Consider the following 21,774-nt stretch of genomic DNA (forward strand, 5'->3'; position numbering starts at 1 on the left):
CCCGGAGCGTCATCAGCATTCGGCGGCCCTCAGCTCGCTGCTCACCAGGAGGTGGAGCTGGGCCTCCAGCCAGGCGGCGGTCCGTCCGCTCTCCGCCTGTCCGTCCAGCGCGTTCAGGAACGCCCGCAGCAATGCCGCCGCGCGGGCCAGCCCGGTCCGTGACAGGGCGGTCGCCGCTTCGTCGATACGGGACCGGGTCGGGGCGGTCGGACGGGACAGCCCGCTGTGGGCCGCGGCGGCGAGTGCGGATATCGCCTCGTCCAGCGCCGCGGTCAGCGGATCCGGTGAGCGGCTTCCGGCCGCCGCCAGAGCCGTGGAGCCGTCACCGGCGGCCAGATCGGGCACGGTCACCCCGGCCGGGGTGAGTACCGCGATCGGGTCGATGACGATGCCGCCGCCGGAGCGGTGCACCGAACCGCTGATATGCGTGGCGCCACTCCTCAGCGCGTCGGCCAGGGCGTCCAGCGCCCCCGGGCACTCCGGGCGGTAGGCGGACGTCAGCACGGCGGACGTTCCCGCAGCGTCCCGGACATGCGCTTCGAGACACTGCTCGGCGGGGTCGTACCCGATACTCCCGACCTCGGACAGGGCGACGACCCGCACCGATTCCGCCTCGACCCTCGGGCGGATCAGCCGCGGCGGCCGCCCACGCCAACTTGCCGTGAGAGCCGACAGATCGCGTACGAGGAGGGGCCCGGGCAGCTCCGTCCACGCGGCGCCGACGGGGGTGATGCTCGTGGTTCCGAGCCGACCCCGGGCGATGGTCAGGGCGCGGCTCGCGGTGCGTCGGACGCTCTCGCTGACCAGGCTGCCGGTGGCCAGCGCGGAGAGCGAAGTGGACAGGACACGGCGGGTGGCCAGCCGGTGCCCGGTGAGCTCCTGGCCGTCGGCGGCCGTCCACTCCCTGCGCAGGACCAGGACGGAGCCCGCGCCGGGGTGCGCGAAATACACCTCGGCGACCAGGGCTTCGGCCGTGCCGCGGACCCGGCAGCCCAGCGCGGTGAGCCGGACCCGGCGCAGCGGGGTGTCCCCGGCCTCCCGGGTGCCGAGCGCACCGGGTACCGCGGCGGCCCGCCGCCGGGCGTGGACCTCGGTGAGCAGGGCGGCGACCAGCTCGGGGCGGTAGTGGGCGGTGCGGTCGGCGTAGGCCGCGAGCTGGCCGGTCAGTTCGGCGACCGCGCCGGCCGGCCAGTGCAGCGAACCGGCGGCCAGCGCGTCACCGGCACGGGCCAGGGCACCTCGGAGCACCGGGCCGGCATGGGCCACCCCCTCCCTCAGCAGCTCGTCGGCGAGCGCCGCCGCCGCGTCCAGTTCGGGGCGGGCCGTGGGCCGGGCGGTGGGGCGCCCGCCGACCTGGACGGTGGTGGACCGGTCCTCGGTCCCCGCTTCGTCGGCGACCCGGAACGCCCAGACCGCCAGCGCCACCATCTCGTCCCGCACCGCGGCGGCCGCGTCCGTCAGCGCGTACGCGATCTCGCCAGGCACCGGGAACCGCACCGTACAGGTGGGCAGTTCGGCCCAGGGCTCCGGACGCTCGGCCGTGGGGCGGTGCACCAGGGCGCCGTAGCCACGTTCGAGGGTGCGACGGGCCGCGGCGAGTGTGCGGGCGCCGAGAGCATCGGCAAGCGCACGGTCGTCGGTGGAGCCGGGGGACCAGTCGATGACGGGGGCGAGGACCGGGGCGCCGTCCGCGCCGGCCCCGGCACCACGTTGATAGGCGAGGACGAGTGCGACGAGGTGGCGGCACACACCGGGTGCGGCGCAGCTGCAACTGCCGTTGTCCAGACCGACACCGGGCGGAAGGACCGCGGTGATGCCGTCGTCGAAGCGAGCACGGATCGTGGTGTCGGGCTCGGACATGAGGCTGGGCGTGGTGCCCGCGTCCAGCTCCTTCGTGGCCCGTTTGACCAGGCCGCGGTTGGCGAGCGCGGCGAGCGTGTCGGGGGTCAGGGCCAGCAGATCGGCGCGGGGCGCGGGCCCGATGGTCGTTTCGGTCATCGGCCCAGCCTCTCGGCGACGAATTCGGCGAGCCGGCCCGGTGTCATCGCCCCGATGTGTGCCCCCGCCTCGGCGAGCCGACCGGCCAGCTCGCGGTCGTAGTCGGGGTTCGCGTCCTCGTCCAGAGCGGCCAGGCCGAGCACCGTGCTGCCCTGCTGCACCAGCCCGCGCACCGTGCGCAGCAGCCGGTAGGAGTCACCGCCCTCGTAGAAGTCGGTGATCAGTGCGACGATCGTGCGGCGAGGGTTCTCCACCAGATCCGCGCCGTACTGCACGGCCCGCGCGATGTCCGTGCCGCCGCCGAGCTGGACCCGCATCAGCAGCTCCACCGGGTCCGACACCTCCGAGGTCAGGTCCACCACATTGCTGTCGAAGGCGACGAGGTGCGTCTTGAGGCCCGGCAGCCCCCACAGACAGGCGGCCGTCACCGCGGAGTGGATCACCGAACCGGCCATCGAACCGGACTGGTCGACCAGCAGGATCAACTGCCACTGGGTGAGATGGCGTTGGGTACGGGAGTGGAAGTGCGCCCGCTCGATCAGGAGGCGTCGCTCCGCCGGCTGGTAGTGGGCGAGGTTGGCCCGTACGGTCTGCCGGAAGTCGAAGTCCCTCGCCAGCGGCACCCGGCTCGGCTTGCGGGAGCGGGTGCCGTGGAACGCCCGGCGGACCTCCGGCTGCAGCTTGGTCAGGAGCTCTTTGACCACCGACGCGACGATGCGCCTGGCAAGCCGCAGTACTTGCGGGTTCATCAGGTGTTTGGTGCGCAGCACGGCCCGCAGCAGTGTGGGGCTCGGCTCCACCCGCTCCAGAACCGCTGGGTCGGTGACGATCTCCTGGATGCCGTACCGCTCGACGGCGTCCCGCTCCAGTCGCTCGATGGTCTCCTTCGGGAAGAGCCGGTGGATGTCGTCGAGCCAGTCGATCGCGGTCACCGGCGAAGGCCCGTCCCCACCGGTGCGACGGGTGCTCGTCCCCGAGCGGCGCACCCCGCGCCTGGCGAGATCGGGGTCACGGCCGTAGAGCCAGTCGAGCGCCGCATCCTGCGCGGCGTGGCCCTGCCCCAGCGGTCCGGTGTGCCGTTCGGCGGCGGCGCCGAGGATCAGCCGCCAGCGCTCCAGCCCGGCGTCGGGCGTCGTCGGTTCGGGTGTCGTGGTCATGATGCGGCTCCCAGGCCGTAACGGGACAGCACGCGGGACACGTTCTCCTCCAGGGCGCCGGCGCGGGCGATCAGCAGCGGGTCCGCGGTGGTCCGCAGCAGACCGCGCGCCGAGCCGCGCACCCCGCGCCGCTCCAGCAACTTTCCGGCGATCCGCTCGCGTTCACGTGGTGGGAAGAACGCGAAGGCCTGGCGCAGTGCGGGCAGACCCGACAGGAAATCGCCGTCGGGCAGCGCACAGACCAGGCTGTCCAGCACATCGACCAGGGACTCCGTGGCGCCGCCGTCTCCACCGCCGCTCTCCACCGCACCCGTCACCTCGTCACGGGCGAGCGCGAACAGCCCGGCCAGCCAGTCGCCGAGCGCATCCGGGCCGGCCGCCGCCACCGTACGCACCGCCTCGGCCGGGTCCGGCGACCTCCCCGGCGCCGTTCCCAGCGCCCGGTGCAGCCCGAATGCGGCTCCCCGAAGATCGATCGGGGCGTCCGGGTCACGGCTGATCCGCTGGGCGATCCCGGCAACTGTCCGCCGCGACGCCGCAAGCAACTCCGGCGCGTGCAGCACCGCATCCCGCACGGCGACCACGGCCCGCAACCGGGGGAAGTCCACCCCCGACGCACCGCGCGCGCCCTCCAGGAGCCACAGCAGCCGTCGCGTCGCCCCGTCGATCACGGCGCCGAGCAAGGGGCCGCGCGCCACCCCGTACACGCGGTCGTGCCGCCACAGGCCCAGAGCCGTGGCGAGCACGTCGCCGAGCGGTCCCGGCGCCTTCAGCTCACCGACGCGGGCAGCCAGTTCGGCGAGCAGTTGCTCCGAGAGGGCGCCCACCCCGCACAGCACGGTGTCGAACAGCACCCGGGCCAGCGCGTCGGCCCCGGCCTCCGCGTCATGTGTCCGCTCGGTGAGCGCGGCCGCTGCCGCCTCCGCCAGTCCCGCCCCGTACGCCCCCGCCTCGACCAGCGCGGCCTCGCGCCCCGGCGACGGCCGCGGCTCCCAGCGCTCGGTGAACACCGGGTCGATGCCGTGCTCGGGACCGGCGGTCCGCCCGTGACCGGGGATCCCCAGCACCCGCAGCCGGTGCAGCACCTGGCTGCGCTCCAGATCGGTGGCGTCGGTGAGGTCGAGGCGGTACGAGGAGCCGTGACCGCCGTCGAGTCCCAGCCGGGCGAGCTGAGCCGCCACATCGTGTACGAGTGGCGGCGCCGGGGTGGCGGGATGCAGCCGCCCTGTGCGGTCGCCGCTGCAGGCCGCCACCATCTCGACGACCGCGGGATGGCTGCCCGTCGACAACGTGCCACGGCTCGTCCACGGCAGCGGACGGTCCAGGTCGTCCGTGATCAGGGCACCCGCGAGACCGTCCAGCACATCGATCCTGGCAGGACGAGGATGGCCGCGCAGCGCGGTGAGCCCCTGGGCCAGACTGCGTGCCGCGATCAGATCGGCGGTGGACACCGGGAACTTCCGGGCCCGCAGCCGCTCGACGACCGTCCGCAGCAGCCCGTCCGCCGCGGCCTCGGGGCCCGCTTCCCACACCTGCTGGTAGTAGCCGGGCGACGGCATGCCCGACTGATACCCGGCGAACGCGTCCAACTGGCGGAACGAGTACGGCACGAGGAAACTCCCCGCCCGTGCCTCCTCCGGAGGAGCGGGCACCTGCGGCCACCCGTCATCCCCGAGTGCCCAACCGTCCCCACCACCGCCGAAAGGAAGTGCGCCGACAGCGCCGACAGCCTCTGCAGCACCGGCAGCCTCGACCACGGAGTCAGCGATTCCGTCGGAGTCACAGATCCCGGCGAGCGCGCGCAGCGCCGGCTGGTGGAAGCCACCGGTCACCACCAGCACCGGCCGCTCCCCGGCCGCAGCCACCGCCGTCCGCACCCACGCCGCCATATAGGCCTCGCGTGCCCGGTCACCCGCATCGGCCTCCGCGTCCCCGCGCACCAGCGCGAAGTACGCGTCGAGACGTGCGGCGAGACCGTCGTCCGGCTCCACCTCGAACAACCGGTCCCACAGCGCGTCCGAGGAGTCCACCGCGAAGTGCCGGCAGAGCCGCTCGGTGGCCTCTGCGTACCGGAGCTCAGCGTCGGCGTACCGGTTGGCGCGCTCGGCGAACGCCGGATGCCAGGCCGGCAGATCGATGAAGCGGACCTCAGCCCCGGCCGCCCGGCCCGCCCGCAGCGCGACCCACTCCGGCGAGTAGTCGCACAACGGCGCCCAGGACGTCGCGGCCCGATGCCCGTCGCGGTAGTGGCTGAACACCGCGACCGGCAGCTCGTGCCCGAGCAGCAGCTCGTCCAGCCGGGCGTTCATCTCGGCCGGGCCCTCCACCAGCACATGGGCGGGGCGCAGCTCCTCGATGGTCCGCTCGACGAGCCGGGCGCAGGCGGGGGAGTGGTGGCGCACCCCCAGGAACACGGCGGGCATCAGTCGGCCAGCAGATGACGTGCGTCGTACAGGGCCTGCCACTGCGGGCCGCGGCGGCGCGGTACCTGCTGCTCCAGGTAGCGGCGCAGCCGGGCCAGGTCCTCCGGGCTGTCCTTGGCAGCCGTACCGGCCAGACACGCCACCACATCGGCCGCGCTGCCCGGCTCGCCGCGCAGGAACCAGCCGCGTACGCCGACGGCATGGGCGACCGAGACCGCCTCCGCCGTACTCATCACGGCCGAGGGCCGGTCCGGGCCCGCACCCGAGCCGCCCGACCCGGCGCCCGCGCGCAGCTCGCGGAACGTACCGACCAGGACCTCCAGGACGTCCCGGTCCGGTGGCGGCTCGACGCCCGAGCGCCGCAACAGGGTGCTCACCTCGGCCTCGACGAGCGCCAGCTCCGTGTCCAGGTCCGGGATCGGGAACACCGTCTCGAAGTTGAACCGCCGCTTGAGCGCCGCGCTCATCTCATTGACGCCCCGGTCCCGGGTGTTGGCCGTCGCGATCACATTGAAGCCCTGCCGGGCGAAGACCATGCCGTCAGGACCGGTCAGCTCGGGGATCGCCACCACCCGCTCGGACAGCAGGGAGAGCAGCGAGTCCTGCACCTCCAGTGGGCAGCGGGTGATCTCCTCGAACCGTACGAGCCGGCCCTCCGCCATCCCGCGCAGCATCGGCGCCGGGACGAGCGACCGTGTCGACGGTCCCTCGGCGACCAGCAGCGCGTAGTTCCAGCCGTACTTGATCTGGTCCTCCGTGGTGGCCGCGCCACCCTGCACCGTCAGCGTCGAGTCCCCGCTGACCGCCGCCGCGATCAGCTCGGACAGCAGCGACTTGGCGGTGCCCGGCTCGCCCACCAGCATCAGCCCGCGGCTCGTCGCCAGGGTCACCAGCGCCCGGTCGACGAGCGACGGATTGCCGACGAACTTCCGGCTGATGCCCGCGTCCGTGTCCCCGATGACGAACCTGCGCGCCGCCCGCAGACTCAACTCCCAGCCCGGCGGCCGCGGATCGCGGTCGTCGGCGCGCAGCGCGGCCAGCTCCCGGGCGTACCGGACCTCGGCCGGGGGCCGTTGCACGGACGGCCCGGCCTCCACACCGGCCGACGGCCCGCCGGACCGGCCGTCCGGTACCGGCTCCGCATCCGTCTTCCGTACGGTCATGACGCGACGCCCTCGGTCAGCTCCGTCAGATCGGCCAGCAGTTCGGAGACGGTCACCGGGTCGAGATCGGCGAACCGCAGCGGATAGGTGCGCAGCGGGTAATGGTCGTTGGGTTGCTCGTCCAGCCACACCGTTTCGAGGGTCTGGTCCGGGAACATGTCGACGACCCCGACCGCGATGCCGCTGTCCAGCGCGATCACCAGATAGACGTTGTCGGCGAGCCGCTTGGAGATCCACCGCTCGACCCCGGCGTCCTGCGGCACACCGCGCTCCCAGCCGCGCCGCTCCAGCCCGAGCACCTTGCCCGTCGGCACCTTGAGCCCCTCGAACCGGGTCAGCCGGTGGCCGCGTGCGTCTTCGTCCGCCGGACGGAACACGGCGCGCCCCAACTGCGGGAACGGCTGCAGGATCTCGTAGTCCGCGAACACCTCGGACCAGTCGTCGAGCTCCTCACCCAGTGCCAGCGGGTGCGCGATCCGTACCGCCGTGCCGTCGGCCGGCTCGAAGGGGTCGTCCTCGACATTCGCGAACGTACGGTCCTCCGCCACTCGGAACGCGGTGGTCACCCCGTCGGTCTCGCTCAGCCACACCAGCCGGCGCACCAGGTGCCAGAGCAGCGGGTGGCGGAGGAACAGCTCACGGAACTCCGCCATCGTCCAGGAACGCTGCGCCACCATCGCGGCCTCCAGGCGCCGCACCTGGTCGGAGGCGACCGTCCGCACATCCTTCTTCAGCGCCATGAACCGCTTGCGCTCCGCGGGGGCCAGCTCCGCGTCGTCCCGCGCACCCGGCACCGGCAGATCCTTGCGGCGCTTGCCGTCGCCGTCCAGCACGTACGGCCGCAGCTGCTCGTCGAAGCCGACGGTGAAACGACGGGTGCCGTAGTCGACGACCGTCGAACCCCCGGCATCCAGTCCGAAGTCGGGCACCAGCCGGTCGGAGAGCTGCTCGCCGGTCAGCCCCAGCCCCGAGGCCACCTCGGCGATCTTCTCCTGGGCCCGTACCTTCAGCGCCTTGAACTTCACGCGCTGCGAGATACCGTGCAGATGCAGCAGCGCCACATCGGTGCCGATGACCGCCAGCACATCGAGACCCTCGACCGCCCTGTGATGTGCGCCCTCGCCCGGCCAGGCCCTGATGACCGGTGTGAGACTCCGTACCGTCCCGTCGTCACCGAGCAGCCCGAGAGCGTGCAGCGCCCAGGACTCCTTGGCGGGCATCCCGGACAGCCTCCACTGCTCGAACAGCGCCCAGGCGAACACGGCGAGCGACTCCGGCTCCGCCGTCTCCCTGAGGACGGCCACCCCCGGATAGGTCTCCCCGGGCCGGGACAGCGCCAGCAGCATCAGCGCATGCCGGACGGACTCCTCCGGCAGCGCGCCGCCGGCCCTGACCCGGATCTGCGGCAGCAGGGCCGGCTCCGCCCACGCGGGCACGACCGGCATCCTGGCGGGCAGCGCCCGCTCCAGCGGGTCGGCCGACAGCAGCTCGTCGATCACGCCTGCTGCACCGGCGCCGTATCCGGCGGCGGCCTCCCGCACCACCGCGTCCCCGTGGAACGCCGCGATCTGCAGCAGCGCCTGCTCGGCAGCACGACGGCCGGCCCCGGCCTTGCCGACCGCGTCCGGCACCAGGTATGCGGCCGCCGTGGCGCCGTGCCGGGTGAACCAGGAACGGGCCGTCGCCGCAGCCGACTTGAGCCGCATCGACCAGTCCGCCATGTGCCGGGCCACCGCAACATCCACGTACGGCAGGAACAGCGAGGCGAGCGTACCCGGCTGGTGGGGCGCCGCACGGAGCAGCACCGGCAGTGCGTCGAGCCCGAAGCGGGCGGCGACCGGCTTGAGTGTCTCCTCGGCGTTCCACAGATCGTCCGGGGCCCATTTGCCGAGCCACGGCCGGACCGTCTCCTCGGGGCCGTGCAGGAACATCCAGGCGGGCTGGAGACTGGTCAGGGTCTCCGCCGCCGCGTACGAAGCGGCCTGCTCCTCCCAGTACTTCGCGCTGCCGTGCGTGCGCTCACGCTCGAGGTTGTGCCAGCTGCGGTAGGAAGCCCACTTCTCCTTCTCGCCCGCCAGCCAGACGATGCCCGGCTCGGCCTCGGCCGTCAGCCCGTCGATGACCGTCGTGCGGGTGGGCTTGCGCGGACGGGACCACGGAGGGGAGACCAGCAGTTCCGGCAGCGTCCGCGAGGAGGCGTCCGCGACCCGTCCGACAGGGTTGAGCAGCGGATCGACCAGCGCGGCCAGGTCGGCGTCGAGCGTGGGGAGCACCGTCTCCACCAGCTCGCGATGGGCGCCGATGTGTTCGGCGAGCAGCAGCCGGGTCGCCTCGGCGGAGCCCGGTCCCGAACCGTCGCGCACGGCCGCGGCGAGCAGCCTCAGCGCGCGCACCGGGTAGCGGTGCGCCGCCTTGAACAGCGCGGCCCGGACATGCTTCGCGTCCGAGTGGGCGAGGAGAAGACCGAAGGCCTCGTCCGACGGGAGCTCCACCAGGGCGTTCGCGATCAGCTTCAGATGGTCGGTGCTGTAGCGGTCGCTCATGCGCCCCGCCAGCAGCGGGGCGACCGCCGGTCCGATGCCCTCCGCGACCGTCCCGATCAGCGCGACCGACCAGCCGACGCCGGGCCGCTCCGCGAGTTCGCCGAGCTGCTCGGACGAGTTGAGCGAACACAACACCATGGAGCGCAGGGTGTGGTCGCTCTCCGCGATCACCTGCGGGTTCGCACAGAGCTCGGCCACCCACTCCGTCTCGCTCGGCACCAGATACGAAACGACGATCCGGCGCACCGTATCGTCGCGGCAGCCGGCGAGCGCGTCGACCGTCGACCGGTAGGCCTCCTCGTCGGCGTTTGCGAGCAGGGCGCGGATCCGGTCGGCGGCCGGCCGGCGCGCGCCCGTCCGGTACCCGTTGCGGTGGTCCGTGAGGGCTTCGAGCCACGGGTCGTACCGCCGCGTTCCCTCCTGGGCCCAGTGCGCCTCCACCGTGAAGAGTTCCACGGTGGCCCGGGCGGCGAACGGCAGCCCGTACGCCTCGGTCCAGCTGTCCGCCCATGCCGCCTGTGTCAATGGGTAGAGGCCGACCACTGCGGCCAGGACAGCCGCCCCGACGGGATCGGGACTGCCGGCCAGATGCGCCCGGGCGGACTCGACGAGCCGGTCGTCGCTGCGCGGAGCCGCCAGAAGCTCGGCGATCCACCCACGCTCCTCGGAGAGCCTGCGCTCCACCGTGTCCAGCGCTTCCTGCGAGGCCTTGCCCGCAGAGCGCCGCACACCCCCGCGCCGCGGGTGCAGCTGGCGCCGCCAGGCGGCCGGCAGCTCGAAGGTGTCCTCGTCGGGCAGTGCACCCACAGCCGCGTCGGCCGCGTCGGCAGCTTGCGCGGGCGCCTGGGCGGCCACCGTGGCCCCGCCCACCTCCCGGTAGCCCTTGCGCTCCTTCTCCGCGATCGTCCTGCGGACCTGCTCCCGCGCGGCGTCCGCCGACGCGTACTCCTTGCTCTGGGTGCGCCCGTCGCTTCCGCACCGCCCGTACCGCACCGTCACCACGGCGCCGTCGGCCCCGGTCTCCCAGAACTTCGATGCACTGCCCTCGACGTACTCCCAGCGCCGCACCGGCCCGCCCCCTTCACACCTGGACAGCCCGCTTCGCGGCGGGCTTCTCGATCAGTGCTGCCACACTAGAACCCGCCACTGACAACGCAGCGTGACGGTGCACCGATCGGGAACAATCCCAGGTCAGGGGCGCAGCGAAGAGGCTGGGGGTCAGCCGGCGGGCACCGCGCGGGGGCCACCGGCCACGGCCCAGGACGGTGTCACCCCGGTGACCTGGCACACCATCAGGAACAGCGGAATGGGCGGGGTGTAGGGGGTACGGCTGTCGGGTGCGTGGATCAGCCGCGGCCGCGTCGCGGGGACGTACGTACCCCTGGCGTACGCGACCTGCGCCGGCCAGTCCAGTTCGAGGTCCGAACCCGCCGGGACGATCCACCACCAGCGGTCGGCGTCCGCGAAGACGCAACCGGTGCGTGGCAGATGGGACAACAGCCGGAAGCCGTATGCGGCCGGGACCCCCACCGCGTCGCAGCCCAGAGTCGCCGACAGCGCGGGCGGCACCGGCAGCTGTACCCCGCCGTCGCCGGCGCCGGGCGACTGGGACTCACGGGAGCGGCGCGTTCCGAGCAACTGGGACATTGCGTTCCTCAACATGACTGCTCCGTGCCGTGCGGCAGTTCTGCCCAGACGATGCGGCCCGAGCCGTCCCCGGCGTCGCGGGACCCCCAGGCGCTGCTCATCGCGTCGACGAGGAGCAGGCCGCGTCCGTGTTCGTCGTCGGCGGTGCGGCGCAGCTTCGGGCCACCGGGCTGATGTCCTTGATCCTGTACGGCTATGCGCAGCCGCCTTTCGAGGCAGTGCAGCTCGCACACGACGCGAGCGCTCGCGGTGTGCACCACCGCGTTGGTGACCAGTTCCGAGACGATCAGGACCGCCGCTTCGTGTGCATCCGCGTCCAGCCGCCACTCGTCCAGCCGGGCCCGCGTCAGCCGCCGCGCACCTGCCACCGATTCCGGGTGGGCGGGCAATGCGAAGCAGTACCGGAGCGCTTCCGTCCCGGGGCTGAGGTCGACGTGCCGGGGGATGAGCGCACTGCCAGGTGCCACGACCGATTCCTCACAGTGGGGGGCTGCGCCACGCTTCGCATTCCGGGGGGAGGGAGCGGGCATGACTAAGTGAACTGGTTCACTCACCAACTCTCCCCCTGTCGCGAACACTTGGCAAGGGGCACTCTGAAAATTCCAGAGTGACTGTGTCTTTGAAGGCATGCGCATGGCACACTGCTCGCAAACAGCGCATCGGGAGGTCTGAAGTGAGCGAACCGCGGTCCGCCCCGACCGTGGGTCAGGTCGTTCTCGGCAAGCGCCTGCAGGACCTGCGGGAGCGTGTCGGCCTGAGCCGTGACCAGGCTGCCAAGGTGCTGAGGGTCGCTCCTGCGACGATTCGCAGGATGGAGACCGCAGAGGTCGCTCTCAAGATCCCCTATGTGCAACTGCTCCTGAAGGCCTACGGGATCGCCGACGGCGAGGCCGACTCCTTCGTCGAGCTCGCAGAGGAGGCCAACAAGCCCGGCTGGTGGCAGCGGTTCCACGACGTCCTGCCCGACTGGTTCAGCATGTACGTCAGCCTGGAGGGCGCCGCAAGCCTCCTGCGCATGTACGAACCGCACTTCGTCCCCGGACTCCTGCAGACCGAGGACTACGCACGCTCGGTGATGCGTACCGGCGCCGTCGGCCAGACCCGGCCCGAGGACATCGAGGGCCATGTGGCGCTGCGGATGGAGCGGCAGGCGCTGCTGACACGCCCGGACGCCCCGAAGCTGTGGGTGGTGATGGACGAGACAGTCCTGCGCCGTCCCGTCGGCAGCGCCGATGCCATGCGCGAACAGACCGACCGGCTGCTCCAGGCGACCGAAATGTCCAATGTGACGCTGCAGATCGCGGAGTTCGCGACCGGCCACCACCCCGGCACCTATGGCCCGTTCGTCCTCTTCCGCTTCGCCGTCCCCGAACTGCCCGACATGGTGTACAGCGAGTACCTGACCGGCGCCGTCTACTTCGACGCGCGCCCCGAGGTGGCCTCCTACCTCGAAGTCATGGACCGCATGGCGGCTCAGGCCGCAACTGCACAACGCACGAAGGAAATCCTCCGGGACTTCCGCAAGGAGCTGTGATGATCGACCCCATATACAACGGCATGCCGGCCGCCGAACTCGGCTCCGAAGGCTGGTCCAAGCCGTGGAGCGGCGGCAACGGGGGCAACTGCGTCGAGGCCATGAGGCTGGCCGACGGCAGAGTCGCTGTACGCCAGTCCGCGGATCCCGACGGCCCCGCCCTCATCTACACCCCCCGTGAGATCGCCGCATTCATCCAGGGCGCCAAGGCCGGTCAGGCAGACTTCCTCCTGACCGGAACCTGACGCGCACGTACCGGACCCTGAAGAGCCGGCGCCTGTTCCGCGCCACACGTCAGTCGCTGTTCGCCGATCCACGGACCCAAGGAGCGCGCTATGACCGGGCACGACCCGCAGCCCATCGAGATCGACACCAGCAAGCCGCATCCCGCCCGGATGTACGACTGGTTCCTCGGCGGCAAGGACAACTACCCGGTCGACGAACAGATGGCCCAGCAACTCCTGGCCCTCGACTCACGGGGCCGTGACATGGCCCGGGTCAACCGCGCGTTCATGCACCGCGCCACCCGCTGGCTCGCCGAGCGGGGCGTACGTCAGTTCCTCGACATAGGCACCGGCATCCCCACCGAGCCCAACCTTCACCAGATCGCACAGCAGACCGCCCCGGATGCGCGCATCGTCTACTGCGACAACGACCCGATCGTTCTCGCGCACGCGGCGGCCCTGCTGCGCTCCACCCCCGAGGGCGCCACCGAGTACATCCAGGTCGACGCCCGCCGGCCGGAGGCCATCCTCGAGAAGGCGGGCAAGGTCCTCGACTTCAGCCGCCCCATCGCGTTGTCCCTGCTGGCCCTGCTGCACTTCCTCGACGACGAGGACGGTGCGGCCGAGCTCGTCGACCGGCTGGTGGCGCAGCTCCCCTCGGGCAGCTATCTGGTGCTCTCGCACACCACCGGGGACTTCAACCCCGAGGGCGCGGCCCAGGCCTCCGCCATGTACAAGGCCCGCGGGATGACGCTGCGTCCGCGCTCGCATGCCGAACTCAGCGCGTTCTTCGACGGGCTGGAGCTCGTCGAGCCGGGCGTCACCCTCTCCGCGGACTGGCATCCGGAGCTCGGCGAGGTCATCGACGTGCCGGGCGACGAGCCGATCCCGGGATACGCGGGTGTGGCCCGCAAGCCCTGACCCCGAGTCCGCGCGACTCACTTCGGCTCAGTGGATCGACAGCAGCCCACAACCCTGCCGTCCCCGCCGTGTTCAGGCCTCCAATGCGTGTCCGGATGTCGCCTCGACATGGTCGGGCACCTCGTCGTGCCGGTCGCCCACCGATGACGTTCCGGACGGCTCGAACAGCAGGAGCGACGCACCGGCCGCCGAATACGGCCGGTGCCACGTGGTGCGCGGGACGACGAACACCGCGCCCCGGTCGAGGGTGACCGTCCGCTCCCCGCCGGCCTCGCGCAGTGCGATGTCCAGGACGCCGTCGAGGACGAGGAAGAACTCGTCGGTCTCCTCATGGACGTGCCAGACATGCTCGCCCCGGACCTTGGCGACCCGCACGTCGTAGTCGTTGACGCGGGTCACGATCCGGGGGCTCCACAGCGCCTCGAATGTCTTGAGGGCATCGCTCAGCAGGATGGGGTCCGGGCCGGTCGTCGCCGTGTGATCGCTCATGCGTCCCATCCTCGGCGGTGGACCACGCTTCGGGTGAGTGCTACGAATCGCACATGGCGCAAGAATCCTCGCACCGGGTCGTGATGATCGTCTCCGCCGGCTCCAACCCGTTCGAGCTGGGCGTGGCCACCGAACTCTTCGGGCTGCGCCGCCCCGAGCTGCCGGTGCCCTGGTACGACTTCGAGCTCTGCGCCGGGACCCCGACCGTGCGCATGCATCACGGCTTCTTCCAGCTCACCGGAGTCGCCGGACTCGACGCCGTCGACCGGGCCGACACCGTCATCGTGCCGAACCGCCCCGACCCGGAGACCGACCCCGATCCGGCCGTCCTCGACGCGATCCGTCGCGCCGCCGGCCGGGGCGCCCGTCTGGTCAGCTTCTGCACGGGTACGTTCACGCTGGCCGCGGCCGGTGTGCTGGACGGCCGCCGCGCCACCACCCACTGGCGCTGGGCCGATGCCTTCGCCGTCCGCTTCCCGCAGGTCCGCCTCGACCCCGATGTGCTGTTCGTCGACGACGGGCAGATCATCACCGCGGCGGGCAGCGCCGCGGCCCTCGACACGGGCCTCCACATCATCCGCGGAGACCACGGCGCGGAGATCGCCGCAGCCGTCAGCCGCCGGCTGGTCTTCGCCGTGCACCGCGACGGTGGCCAGCGGCAGTTCGTCGAGCACCCGCTGCCCGACGTGCCCGACACCTCGCTGGGCCCGCTGCTCGCCTGGGCCGAGGAGCGCCTCGGCACGGAGCTCACGGTCTCCGGCCTCGCCGCGCGCGCCGCCGTCAGCCCCGCCACCCTGCACCGCCGCTTCCGTTCCCAGCTCGCCACCACCCCGCTCGCCTGGCTGACCGAGCGGCGGATCACCTTCGCCTGCCGGCTGATGGAGTGCGGCGAGGAACGCCTCGACGTGGTCGCCCGCGTCAGCGGACTCGGTACGGCGACGAACCTGCGCGCCCAGCTGCGCCGCCGTACGGGGCTCACCCCCACCGAGTACCGTCGCCGATTCGCAGGGACACGGTGACGCACCGGTCCGTTACGGCAGCGTCCCCCCTTGCGCACCTGCCCGGTCCCGTCGCAGGTCACAATGGGGCCATGTCCCGACGCAGCTCACGCCCCCGGCAGACTTCCGCCGCGAGCACCCGGATCGCCCCGGCCACCGCGATCACTCCGGCCTCGCCGTGCCCCTGCGGCCTTTCCGCCACATACGCCGACTGCTGCGGTCGACTGCACGCCGGGGCCGCCGCGCCGACCTGTGAGGCGCTGATGCGTTCGCGGTACGCCGCGTTCGTCGTCCAGGACGCGGCGTACCTGCTCCGCACCTGGCACCCGGACACCCGGCCGCCCGTCATCGATTTCGATCCCGCAATGCGCTGGGTGCGCCTGGAGATCTTGGCGACGACGGACGGCAGCGCTTTCCACACCACGGGCACGGTCACCTTCCGGGCCCACTACACGGACAACGGCCGGCCGGACTCGCTCCACGAACAGAGCCGATTCGTCCGGCACGAAGGCGCCTGGGTCTACTCGACAGCGGTCTTCGCCGACTGATCACTCCGCGGTCCGCCGAGCGGCATCACGCCGAAAGTGCTCACCGCGACCCGGCAGGCGGTGGAGCGAGCAGGCGGCGTCGGTGTCAGGCCGGGGCGGGCACCCGTGACGCACCGGCCGCGTCCGCCGGGGACAGCTCGTGCGTCAGGTCCTCCGCCAGCAGCCGTTTGGCGATGACATGGACCGCGGCCCGCAGCTGCTCGTCGTCGGGGCGGGCGCCGTCGTGATCCACTTGTTCATTGAGCCAGGCGCCCCAGGCGCGGGAGATCGTCGCTGCCTCCCGGCGGCCCGCCTCGGTGTGCGTGAAGAGGTGACCGTCCCCGTTGAGATACCCCTCCTCGATCATCCGGTCGAAGACCGGCACCAGCACCTCGGGCGGAATCCGGTGCCTTGTCGCGATCAGACCGAGGCCCGCATGGCCGACCATCCGGGTGAACAGCTCGACCTGCATCACCGCCCAGGCGCCGGCCATGTCGAGCCGGGTGTCCGAGGCGGCGACGATCCGACGGGCCGTGTCCGGGCCCATACCCCGCAGGATCTTCGCCACCGAGTACTCGAGCAGCTTCGCCGAGTCCCCGTCGTTAGGGGAGGCGAACCCTTCGCCCATGTCGGTCGAGGCGACCCGTGCGGTGTCGCGAAGTTTCACCTCTTTCAGGAAGAGGGCCACGACGAATCCGAGCAGTGCGACCGGCACCGTCCAGAGGAACACGGTGTGGAGCGTGTCCGCGTATGCCTGGACCAGCGGTGCGGACTGCCCGGGCGGCAGGCTGTGCAGCCCCTTCGGGCTCTGCGCCGCCTTCGCCACGAGGGCGGGGTCGCCGCCCGCCCGAGCCGCAGCCGCGATCCCCTGGGTCAGGTTCGGCCCCAGCGCGTTGGCGTAGATCGTGCCGAAGACCGCGGTGCCGAAGGAGCTGCCGAGCGTACGGAAGAACGTCACGCCCGACGTCGCCGTGCCCAGGTCCGCGTAGTCGACCGTGTTCTGCACGGCGATCGTCAGCACCTGCATGGCCAGGCCGATGCCGACACCGAGCACCAGCATGTACAGCGACTCCAGCCAGACCCCGCTTCCCGGACCCATCCGGGACAGCAGATACAGCCCGGCCGCCATGATCAGCGAACCGATGATGGGGAAGATCCGGTACCTGCCGGTCTTGCTGACCACATTGCCGCTGAAGATCGAGGCCGCGAGCAGACCGATGACGAGCGGCAGCGTCCGCACGCCCGACAGCGTCGCCGAGTTCCCGTCCACGAACTGCAGATATGTGGGCAGGAAGATCATCGCGCCGAGCATCGCGAAGCCCACGATGAAGCTGAGGACCGAGCAGACGGTGAAGACCGGGTTCCGGAATAGCCGCATCGGCAGCATCGGTTCCTTCGCCCGGAACTCCACGAGGCAGAAGAGCGCCAGCGCGACGGCACCGCCGGCGAAGAGACCGATGATGACGGGCGACCCCCAGGCGAACTGATTGCCGCCCCAGCTCGTCGCCAGGATCAGGGCGCTCGCACCGATCGTGACCAAGGTGATGCCCAGATAGTCGATGACCGGCCGCCCGGCCGCCTTGACCGCCGGGATCGTCCGGGCGGCGGCTATCACCACCACGATCGCGATCGGCACATTGACGTAGAACGCCCAGCGCCACGAGAGATGGTCGGTGAACAGCCCGCCGAGCAACGGCCCGACCACCGTGGCAACCCCGAAGACCGCACCGATCGCGCCCTGGTACTTGCCGCGTTCACGCAGCGGGATCACATCGGCGATCAGCGCCATCGAGGTGACCATCAGCCCGCCCGCGCCGATGCCCTGCAGCCCTCGCCAGATGATCAGCATCGACATATTGGTCGCGAGCCCGCACAGGAATGAGCCGGTGATGAAGATGATCGCCGAGACCTGGAAGACGATCTTCCGGCCGAAGAGGTCACCGAACTTGCCGACCAGGACCGTCGCCACCGTCTCGGCGAGCAGATACGCGGTGACCACCCAGGACATATGGGCGGCGCCGCCCAGATCCGAGACGATCGTGGGCAGCGCCGTGCCCACGATCGTCTGGTCCAGGGCGGCCAGCAGAATCCCCAGCACGATCGTGATGAAGACGATGTTCCGGCGACGCGGGTCGAGCACGGGCGGCGCGACGGCACTCTGCGCGGCGGGGGCAGTCTCGCTGGCAGTGGTCACGCTTGCACCCTCACATCGGCCCCCGTCCCCCGCATGTGGGGGACGGCCGGACGGGTCAGCGGATCAGCTCGCGTACCGACGTCTTCATCCGGGCGACGAACGCCTCCCGCACCGGCTCCGTCACGCGGTCGAGCGAGAGATACGGATTGAGGTCCTCCAGCTCGACGAGCAGCAGCTCGCCGTCGGCCGTCCGGCAGGCGTCGATCCGCTGAATGCCGTGTGCGAGACCGTTCCACTCCACGAACCGCCGGGCGAACTCCAGATCCACCGCAGTCGGCCCGTACGGCTCCAGCACCCATCGCCTGTCGGTGTGCGGTGCGTACAGCGCGTACTGGAAGTCCCGGTCGATGAAGTAGAAGGACACCTCGTAGCTGAAGTCGATCTTCGGCTGGACGAGCACGGTGCCGACCGGTTCGGCTGCCACCTCGGCGGCGAGCAGCTCCGGTGCGACGAACCGCAGCCCGACCGAGTCCGCCCCCAGCTTCGGCTTGATCACATACTCCGCGGCCTCGGGCAGCAGCCCCAGATCGGCTGCCCGGTCCACGGTCGCGATCACCGGATACTTCGCGGCGCTCAGGTCGACCAGATACTGCTTGCCGGCCATGTCACCGAGGCCGGTCAGCGGGTTGTAGACCGGCACGTTCCGCTCGCGTGCGCGGGCGCAGAACGCGTCGTACGCCTCCTGGTAGTGCAGCACCGGACCGCTGTTGCGTACGACGACGACGTCGAAGCCGTCCAGCAGTGCGGCCGCGTCCCGCGGATGGCAGAGCGCTACGTCGAACTCCTCGCGGAGCCGCGAGGTCAGAAAGATGTCCTCGTCGCAGTAGCGTCGGCCGCGCGCCTCGTAGGCAAGATCGGTGACGAAGAGGACGGACGGGCGCGGACCGGCGGGCATGGCATTTCCCAGGGGGTGTGTGCGAACAGCGGATCGGTGGCATTGCTGCCCGACATTCTCTCCCGGTTCGCTTCACGCTGGTCACCGCGGTCCGACCGGCGGCCGTCGGGACGGCCGATGCGGTGCAGATGTTGTCCGTGGTCCCGTGGATCATGTGCTGCCGATGTCGTTGGCGCTGCAGTCACCAGGAGCTGCCGGGACGCACCGGCAGCCCGGGGTGGTGGGCAGCGAGCACCTTGTTGGCCCGGGCCAGCTCGGACAGGGCCTGCTCGCGGTCGGCCTGGTCCTCGATGCCGAGCCGGGGGCCGCGGAACCTGCGGACCTCGCGGGCGGCGCACTCGGCCTCGAACTCCGCCTGCACGATGTGCGGCGGGATGCAGGAACCGATCAGTACGGCGACCCGGTCCGGGATCGGTACGGGGACGAGGAGGTGCGAGGCGGTCATGGGGGGCTTCCCTCTCGGATGGTTGACCAGGAGGTGGTGCTGGGCGGCCGCCGGATGAGCGGTCGACTTCTCCTTATGTAACGGGACGCAGTTCCGGTTTTCTCGTTGAGAACGTCTCCGTCTGGCAACCGTTCGGGAGTGACCGGCTATTTCCCCTTACTCGAAAGTAAGTTGACTCCTCGTGAGATACGTGCTCGGGTCCGAATCCGCACCGTGTTGCTCAGCGCGGTGTGTCGCTGCTGCGCGCGCAACTGCATCGCACGCAGCACGACCTCGGCCGAGAACCGCGACTCGGGGTCGACGAGTTGTTCGCCGAAGATGGTCTCCAGATTACGCATCCGGTAGCGGACCGTCTGCGGGTGTACGTCGAGCAGTTCGCCCTTCTGCGCCGTTCGCGGTGCGCGGGGCGGCGCACGCTGCGGCAGGCGCCGCCGCAGCGTGTCCGTGTGGTCACCGGAAGCCGCCCTGACCTCCAGATATCCCTCGCGGACAGCGCTTCGAGTTCGTCGGCGTAGGTGAACAGCGCGTCGGCGACGGGATCCCGATCTCTCCCTCCAGCAGTCCGCCGTAGTCAGGCCCTCCGTTACGAAGAGAACTAAGGTGGATTACGGATCATGCAAGAACGCCCCCGGAGGGGCCATGCGCCACCACCGCACCACCCACGTCGACAGCGCCCAGGAAGCCCTGCTCACCCTCGGGCGTCTCGTCGATCAGGCACTGGAGCGGATCAGGATCCAGCGGGCCCGCGTGGAACTGGCCGAGGCGCTGCAGCGCCATCTGCTCCCGCCTCAGCTGCCTCAATTGCCCAATATAGCCATCGCAGCCCGTTACACCCCCTCGCGCGACGGTCTCGATGTCGGGGGCGACTGGTACGACGCCTTCGCGATGACGAACGGTTCGGTCGGGGTCACGATCGGTGACGTGCAGGGGCACGACGTGGAGGCCATCGCCTTCATGGGGCAGGCCCGCACCAGCCTGAGGGCCCTCGCCAGTGCCACGACCGATCCGGGCGAGATATTGGGCCGCACCAACGACCTGCTCATCTCGATGAGCTGCGGTCTCTTCGCGACGTGTTGCTTCCTCACCTTCGACCCGGTCAGCGGCGCCCTCGCCATCTCCCGCGCAGGCCATATCCCGATGGTCTGGGCCACCGCCACCGGCTGGTCCGGCATCGTTCTCGACAGCGGGGGTCCGCCCCTCGGGATTCTCCCCGGCGAGACCTATCCGGTGACGCGACGACGGCTGACGGAGCCGGGATCGTTGGTCCTGGTCACCGACGGGGTCGTGGAAGGGCCGTCCTGCCCGCTCGAGAAAGGGCTCGACGAAGTGGTCCGGCTGGTGCGCGGTGGTTACGACGGAGATCCCGACCGGCTGGCCGGTGACGTGATCAAGGTGGCCGACCTGACGGGGCACCGCGACGATGCCGCAGTCCTCGTCGTCCGCTATGCCGGCACTTCTTCCGCGGGGTAACCGTGTGCGGTCGTCCCACATGTTCCGCGTTGCGACGATGGAGATGTCTTCCGGCGCGTCCTGGCCGGCAGGGCGCTTCCGGGTGGTGTCTGATGACTGGCGTGGTGACCAATCAGGAGCTCCGGCGCAGGGGCGCCGAGACTCTGCTGGTCCTCGCTGTCGCCGCCGTCTACTACGGAGCTGCCCGGCTGGGCCTGCTCGAACAATTGGTGCGCGGGCAGGTCACCCCGCTCTGGCCGCCCACGGGTATCGCCGTGGCCGGTCTGCTCGTCTTCGGACTGCGGATCTGGCCGGGTGTCGCGCTCGGCGCCTTTCTTGCGAATGTGGCCATCGGACCAACAGCTCTCACCGTCCTGGCCATCATGGTGGGAAACACGCTCGCTCCGGTCTGTTCCTACCTGCTGCTGAGGCGTGCGGGCTTCCGCAACGACCTGGACCGGCTGCGCGACGCGCTGGCGCTGGTCTTCCTGGGTGCCCTGGGCGGGATGCTCATCAGCGCGACCGCGGGCAGCAGTGTGCTGGTGCTCTCGGGTGCGCTGCCCGCAGGCGATTTCTGGCCCACCTGGTCGGTGTGGTGGACAGGCGATGCTATGGGCGTGCTGGTCGTCGCGCCATTTCTGCTCGTCCTTTGCAAGGCGCGGTGGCCACGGGGTGTGCCATTGCGGCGGTGGGCCGAGGTAGCGGCCCTGTCGCTCGGCACCCTTGCAGCCGCGCTCCTGGCGACGGCAGGCACCAGCGCCTCCCTGCTCTTCCTCGTCTTCCCGTTCCTGATCTGGGCCGCGTTCCGCTTCGAACGTGCCGGTGCCGCGTCGTGTGCGCTCGGAGTCTCCACGTTGGCGATTCTGGCCGCCGGCAGTGGGACCGGGCCCTTCGCCCACAAGGATCTTTTCACCAACATGGTCACGCTCCAGGCCTTCAACGGCGCCACGGCGCTGACCGCGCTGCTGCTCGCTGCGGTCATCACCGAGCGGAACCGCACCCATGGGGAGATCAAGCGGCTCTGTGCGCGGCTCACGGACATGGTGGCGGCCATACCGGACCACCCGGTGACCGATCAGTGGCAGACGTCCGACGACCCTGAGGACCCCGGAGGCCGGACCGGCGACGGTCAGCCCTGAGGGCTGTCCCGCGCAGGAGGTCTCCGTC

At 71.1% G+C, this 21,774-nt stretch carries 18 protein-coding genes and 1 pseudogene; 7 read left to right on the forward strand and 12 right to left on the reverse strand.

Annotated elements, in window-relative coordinates; translation table 11 throughout:
• Positions 1 to 12: 12 nt before the first annotated feature.
• From ACWCP8_RS30475 to ACWCP8_RS30505, 7 genes are all read right to left on the reverse strand, one after another.
• Entirely contained in the window at positions 13 to 1,998 is a 1,986-nt protein-coding gene (locus ACWCP8_RS30475) for a hypothetical protein (RefSeq protein ID WP_451119371.1), read from the reverse strand.
• Positions 1,995 to 3,155, reverse strand: coding sequence for a VWA domain-containing protein (locus ACWCP8_RS30480; protein WP_451119373.1), 1,161 nt, complete (start codon positions 3,153 to 3,155; stop codon positions 1,995 to 1,997). Before ACWCP8_RS30480 ends, ACWCP8_RS30475 begins: the two co-directional genes overlap by 4 nt.
• The gene (locus ACWCP8_RS30485) at positions 3,152 to 5,578 is read right to left on the reverse strand and encodes a DUF5682 family protein (protein WP_451119375.1); all 2,427 of its coding nucleotides are present in this window, start codon (positions 5,576 to 5,578) and stop codon (positions 3,152 to 3,154) included. Before ACWCP8_RS30485 ends, ACWCP8_RS30480 begins: the two co-directional genes overlap by 4 nt.
• Positions 5,578 to 6,741, reverse strand: coding sequence for an ATP-binding protein (locus ACWCP8_RS30490; protein ID WP_356001874.1), 1,164 nt, complete (start codon positions 6,739 to 6,741; stop codon positions 5,578 to 5,580). The genes ACWCP8_RS30485 and ACWCP8_RS30490 overlap by 1 nt, the downstream gene beginning before the upstream one ends.
• Positions 6,738 to 10,352, reverse strand: a complete 3,615-nt coding sequence (locus tag ACWCP8_RS30495) for a DUF4132 domain-containing protein (protein WP_451119378.1) — start codon at positions 10,350 to 10,352, stop codon at positions 6,738 to 6,740. Before ACWCP8_RS30495 ends, ACWCP8_RS30490 begins: the two co-directional genes overlap by 4 nt.
• Before the next feature lie 150 nt (positions 10,353 to 10,502).
• Positions 10,503 to 10,946, reverse strand: a complete 444-nt coding sequence (locus ACWCP8_RS30500) for a hypothetical protein (protein WP_451119380.1) — start codon at positions 10,944 to 10,946, stop codon at positions 10,503 to 10,505.
• On the reverse strand, positions 10,940 to 11,398 hold the full coding sequence (locus tag ACWCP8_RS30505) for an ATP-binding protein (RefSeq protein WP_356001872.1): 459 nt from the start codon (positions 11,396 to 11,398) through the stop codon (positions 10,940 to 10,942). The genes ACWCP8_RS30500 and ACWCP8_RS30505 overlap by 7 nt, the downstream gene beginning before the upstream one ends.
• Positions 11,399 to 11,604: 206 nt before the next feature.
• On the opposite strand from ACWCP8_RS30505, the gene ACWCP8_RS30510 reads away from it, so the two are divergent.
• The 3 genes from ACWCP8_RS30510 (at position 11,605) to ACWCP8_RS30520 (ending at position 13,610) form a co-directional block, all read left to right on the forward strand.
• Positions 11,605 to 12,465 carry a helix-turn-helix domain-containing protein gene (locus tag ACWCP8_RS30510; protein ID WP_352269262.1) on the forward strand — a complete coding sequence of 287 codons (861 nt, stop codon included), beginning with the start codon at positions 11,605 to 11,607 and terminating at the stop codon, positions 12,463 to 12,465.
• A 2-nt stretch (positions 12,466 to 12,467) separates the two neighbouring features.
• On the forward strand, positions 12,468 to 12,710 hold the full coding sequence (locus ACWCP8_RS30515; protein WP_352269297.1) for a DUF397 domain-containing protein: 243 nt from the start codon (positions 12,468 to 12,470) through the stop codon (positions 12,708 to 12,710).
• A gap of 90 nt (positions 12,711 to 12,800) precedes the next feature.
• Entirely contained in the window at positions 12,801 to 13,610 is an 810-nt protein-coding gene (locus ACWCP8_RS30520; RefSeq protein WP_266999757.1) for an SAM-dependent methyltransferase, read from the forward strand.
• Between the two features lie 72 nt (positions 13,611 to 13,682).
• Here the strand turns inward: ACWCP8_RS30520 and ACWCP8_RS30525 are convergent, their stop codons facing one another.
• Positions 13,683 to 14,099 carry a cupin domain-containing protein gene (locus tag ACWCP8_RS30525; protein WP_352269261.1) on the reverse strand — a complete coding sequence of 139 codons (417 nt, stop codon included), beginning with the start codon at positions 14,097 to 14,099 and terminating at the stop codon, positions 13,683 to 13,685.
• 53 nt (positions 14,100 to 14,152) lie between these two features.
• Here ACWCP8_RS30525 and ACWCP8_RS30530 point away from each other — a divergent pair, with 53 nt between their 5' ends.
• Together ACWCP8_RS30530 and ACWCP8_RS30535 are read left to right on the forward strand one after the other, a co-directional pair.
• A complete protein-coding gene (locus ACWCP8_RS30530) occupies positions 14,153 to 15,118 on the forward strand; it encodes a helix-turn-helix domain-containing protein (RefSeq protein WP_451119383.1) in 966 nt (321 codons plus the stop codon).
• Positions 15,119 to 15,189: 71 nt separating this feature from the next.
• Entirely contained in the window at positions 15,190 to 15,645 is a 456-nt protein-coding gene (locus ACWCP8_RS30535; protein WP_356001866.1) for a YchJ family protein, read from the forward strand.
• An 85-nt stretch (positions 15,646 to 15,730) separates the two neighbouring features.
• Here the strand turns inward: ACWCP8_RS30535 and ACWCP8_RS30540 are convergent, their stop codons facing one another.
• The 4 genes and pseudogenes from ACWCP8_RS30540 to ACWCP8_RS30555 all read right to left on the reverse strand — a co-directional run.
• Positions 15,731 to 17,818 (reverse strand): MDR family MFS transporter, encoded by a 2,088-nt coding sequence (locus ACWCP8_RS30540; RefSeq protein ID WP_451119385.1) that lies wholly within the window; start codon positions 17,816 to 17,818, stop codon positions 15,731 to 15,733.
• 55 nt (positions 17,819 to 17,873) lie between these two features.
• Positions 17,874 to 18,713, reverse strand: coding sequence for a hypothetical protein (locus ACWCP8_RS30545; RefSeq protein WP_451119387.1), 840 nt, complete (start codon positions 18,711 to 18,713; stop codon positions 17,874 to 17,876).
• A gap of 181 nt (positions 18,714 to 18,894) precedes the next feature.
• Positions 18,895 to 19,158, reverse strand: coding sequence for a hypothetical protein (locus tag ACWCP8_RS30550; RefSeq protein ID WP_352269256.1), 264 nt, complete (start codon positions 19,156 to 19,158; stop codon positions 18,895 to 18,897).
• 224 nt (positions 19,159 to 19,382) lie between these two features.
• Positions 19,383 to 19,547 (reverse strand): annotated as a pseudogene (locus tag ACWCP8_RS30555) (helix-turn-helix domain-containing protein); the annotation flags it as partial.
• A 250-nt stretch (positions 19,548 to 19,797) separates the two neighbouring features.
• Here ACWCP8_RS30555 and ACWCP8_RS30560 point away from each other — a divergent pair.
• Together ACWCP8_RS30560 and ACWCP8_RS30565 are read left to right on the forward strand one after the other, a co-directional pair.
• Positions 19,798 to 20,628 (forward strand): PP2C family protein-serine/threonine phosphatase, encoded by an 831-nt coding sequence (locus ACWCP8_RS30560; protein ID WP_451119390.1) that lies wholly within the window; start codon positions 19,798 to 19,800, stop codon positions 20,626 to 20,628.
• 92 nt (positions 20,629 to 20,720) lie between these two features.
• Positions 20,721 to 21,746, forward strand: coding sequence for an MASE1 domain-containing protein (locus tag ACWCP8_RS30565; RefSeq protein ID WP_451119392.1), 1,026 nt, complete (start codon positions 20,721 to 20,723; stop codon positions 21,744 to 21,746).
• Positions 21,747 to 21,774 lie beyond the last annotated feature (28 nt).

The sequence above is a fragment of the Streptomyces sp. NPDC002206 genome (assembly GCF_053593595.1).

Coding starts and splice junctions, on each gene's coding strand:
- ACWCP8_RS30475 (WP_451119371.1), bottom strand. CDS start 1,998: ATGACCGAAACGACCATCGGGCCCGCGCCCCGCGCCGATCTGCTGGCC.
- ACWCP8_RS30480 (WP_451119373.1), bottom strand. CDS start 3,155: ATGACCACGACACCCGAACCGACGACGCCCGACGCCGGGCTGGAGCGC.
- ACWCP8_RS30485 (WP_451119375.1), bottom strand. CDS start 5,578: ATGCCCGCCGTGTTCCTGGGGGTGCGCCACCACTCCCCCGCCTGCGCC.
- ACWCP8_RS30490 (WP_356001874.1), bottom strand. CDS start 6,741: ATGACCGTACGGAAGACGGATGCGGAGCCGGTACCGGACGGCCGGTCC.
- ACWCP8_RS30500 (WP_451119380.1), bottom strand. CDS start 10,946: ATGTTGAGGAACGCAATGTCCCAGTTGCTCGGAACGCGCCGCTCCCGT.
- ACWCP8_RS30520 (WP_266999757.1), top strand. CDS start 12,801: ATGACCGGGCACGACCCGCAGCCCATCGAGATCGACACCAGCAAGCCG.
- ACWCP8_RS30525 (WP_352269261.1), bottom strand. CDS start 14,099: ATGAGCGATCACACGGCGACGACCGGCCCGGACCCCATCCTGCTGAGC.
- ACWCP8_RS30530 (WP_451119383.1), top strand. CDS start 14,153: ATGGCGCAAGAATCCTCGCACCGGGTCGTGATGATCGTCTCCGCCGGC.
- ACWCP8_RS30535 (WP_356001866.1), top strand. CDS start 15,190: ATGTCCCGACGCAGCTCACGCCCCCGGCAGACTTCCGCCGCGAGCACC.
- ACWCP8_RS30545 (WP_451119387.1), bottom strand. CDS start 18,713: ATGCCCGCCGGTCCGCGCCCGTCCGTCCTCTTCGTCACCGATCTTGCC.
- ACWCP8_RS30550 (WP_352269256.1), bottom strand. CDS start 19,158: ATGACCGCCTCGCACCTCCTCGTCCCCGTACCGATCCCGGACCGGGTC.
- ACWCP8_RS30560 (WP_451119390.1), top strand. CDS start 19,798: ATGCGCCACCACCGCACCACCCACGTCGACAGCGCCCAGGAAGCCCTG.
- ACWCP8_RS30565 (WP_451119392.1), top strand. CDS start 20,721: ATGACTGGCGTGGTGACCAATCAGGAGCTCCGGCGCAGGGGCGCCGAG.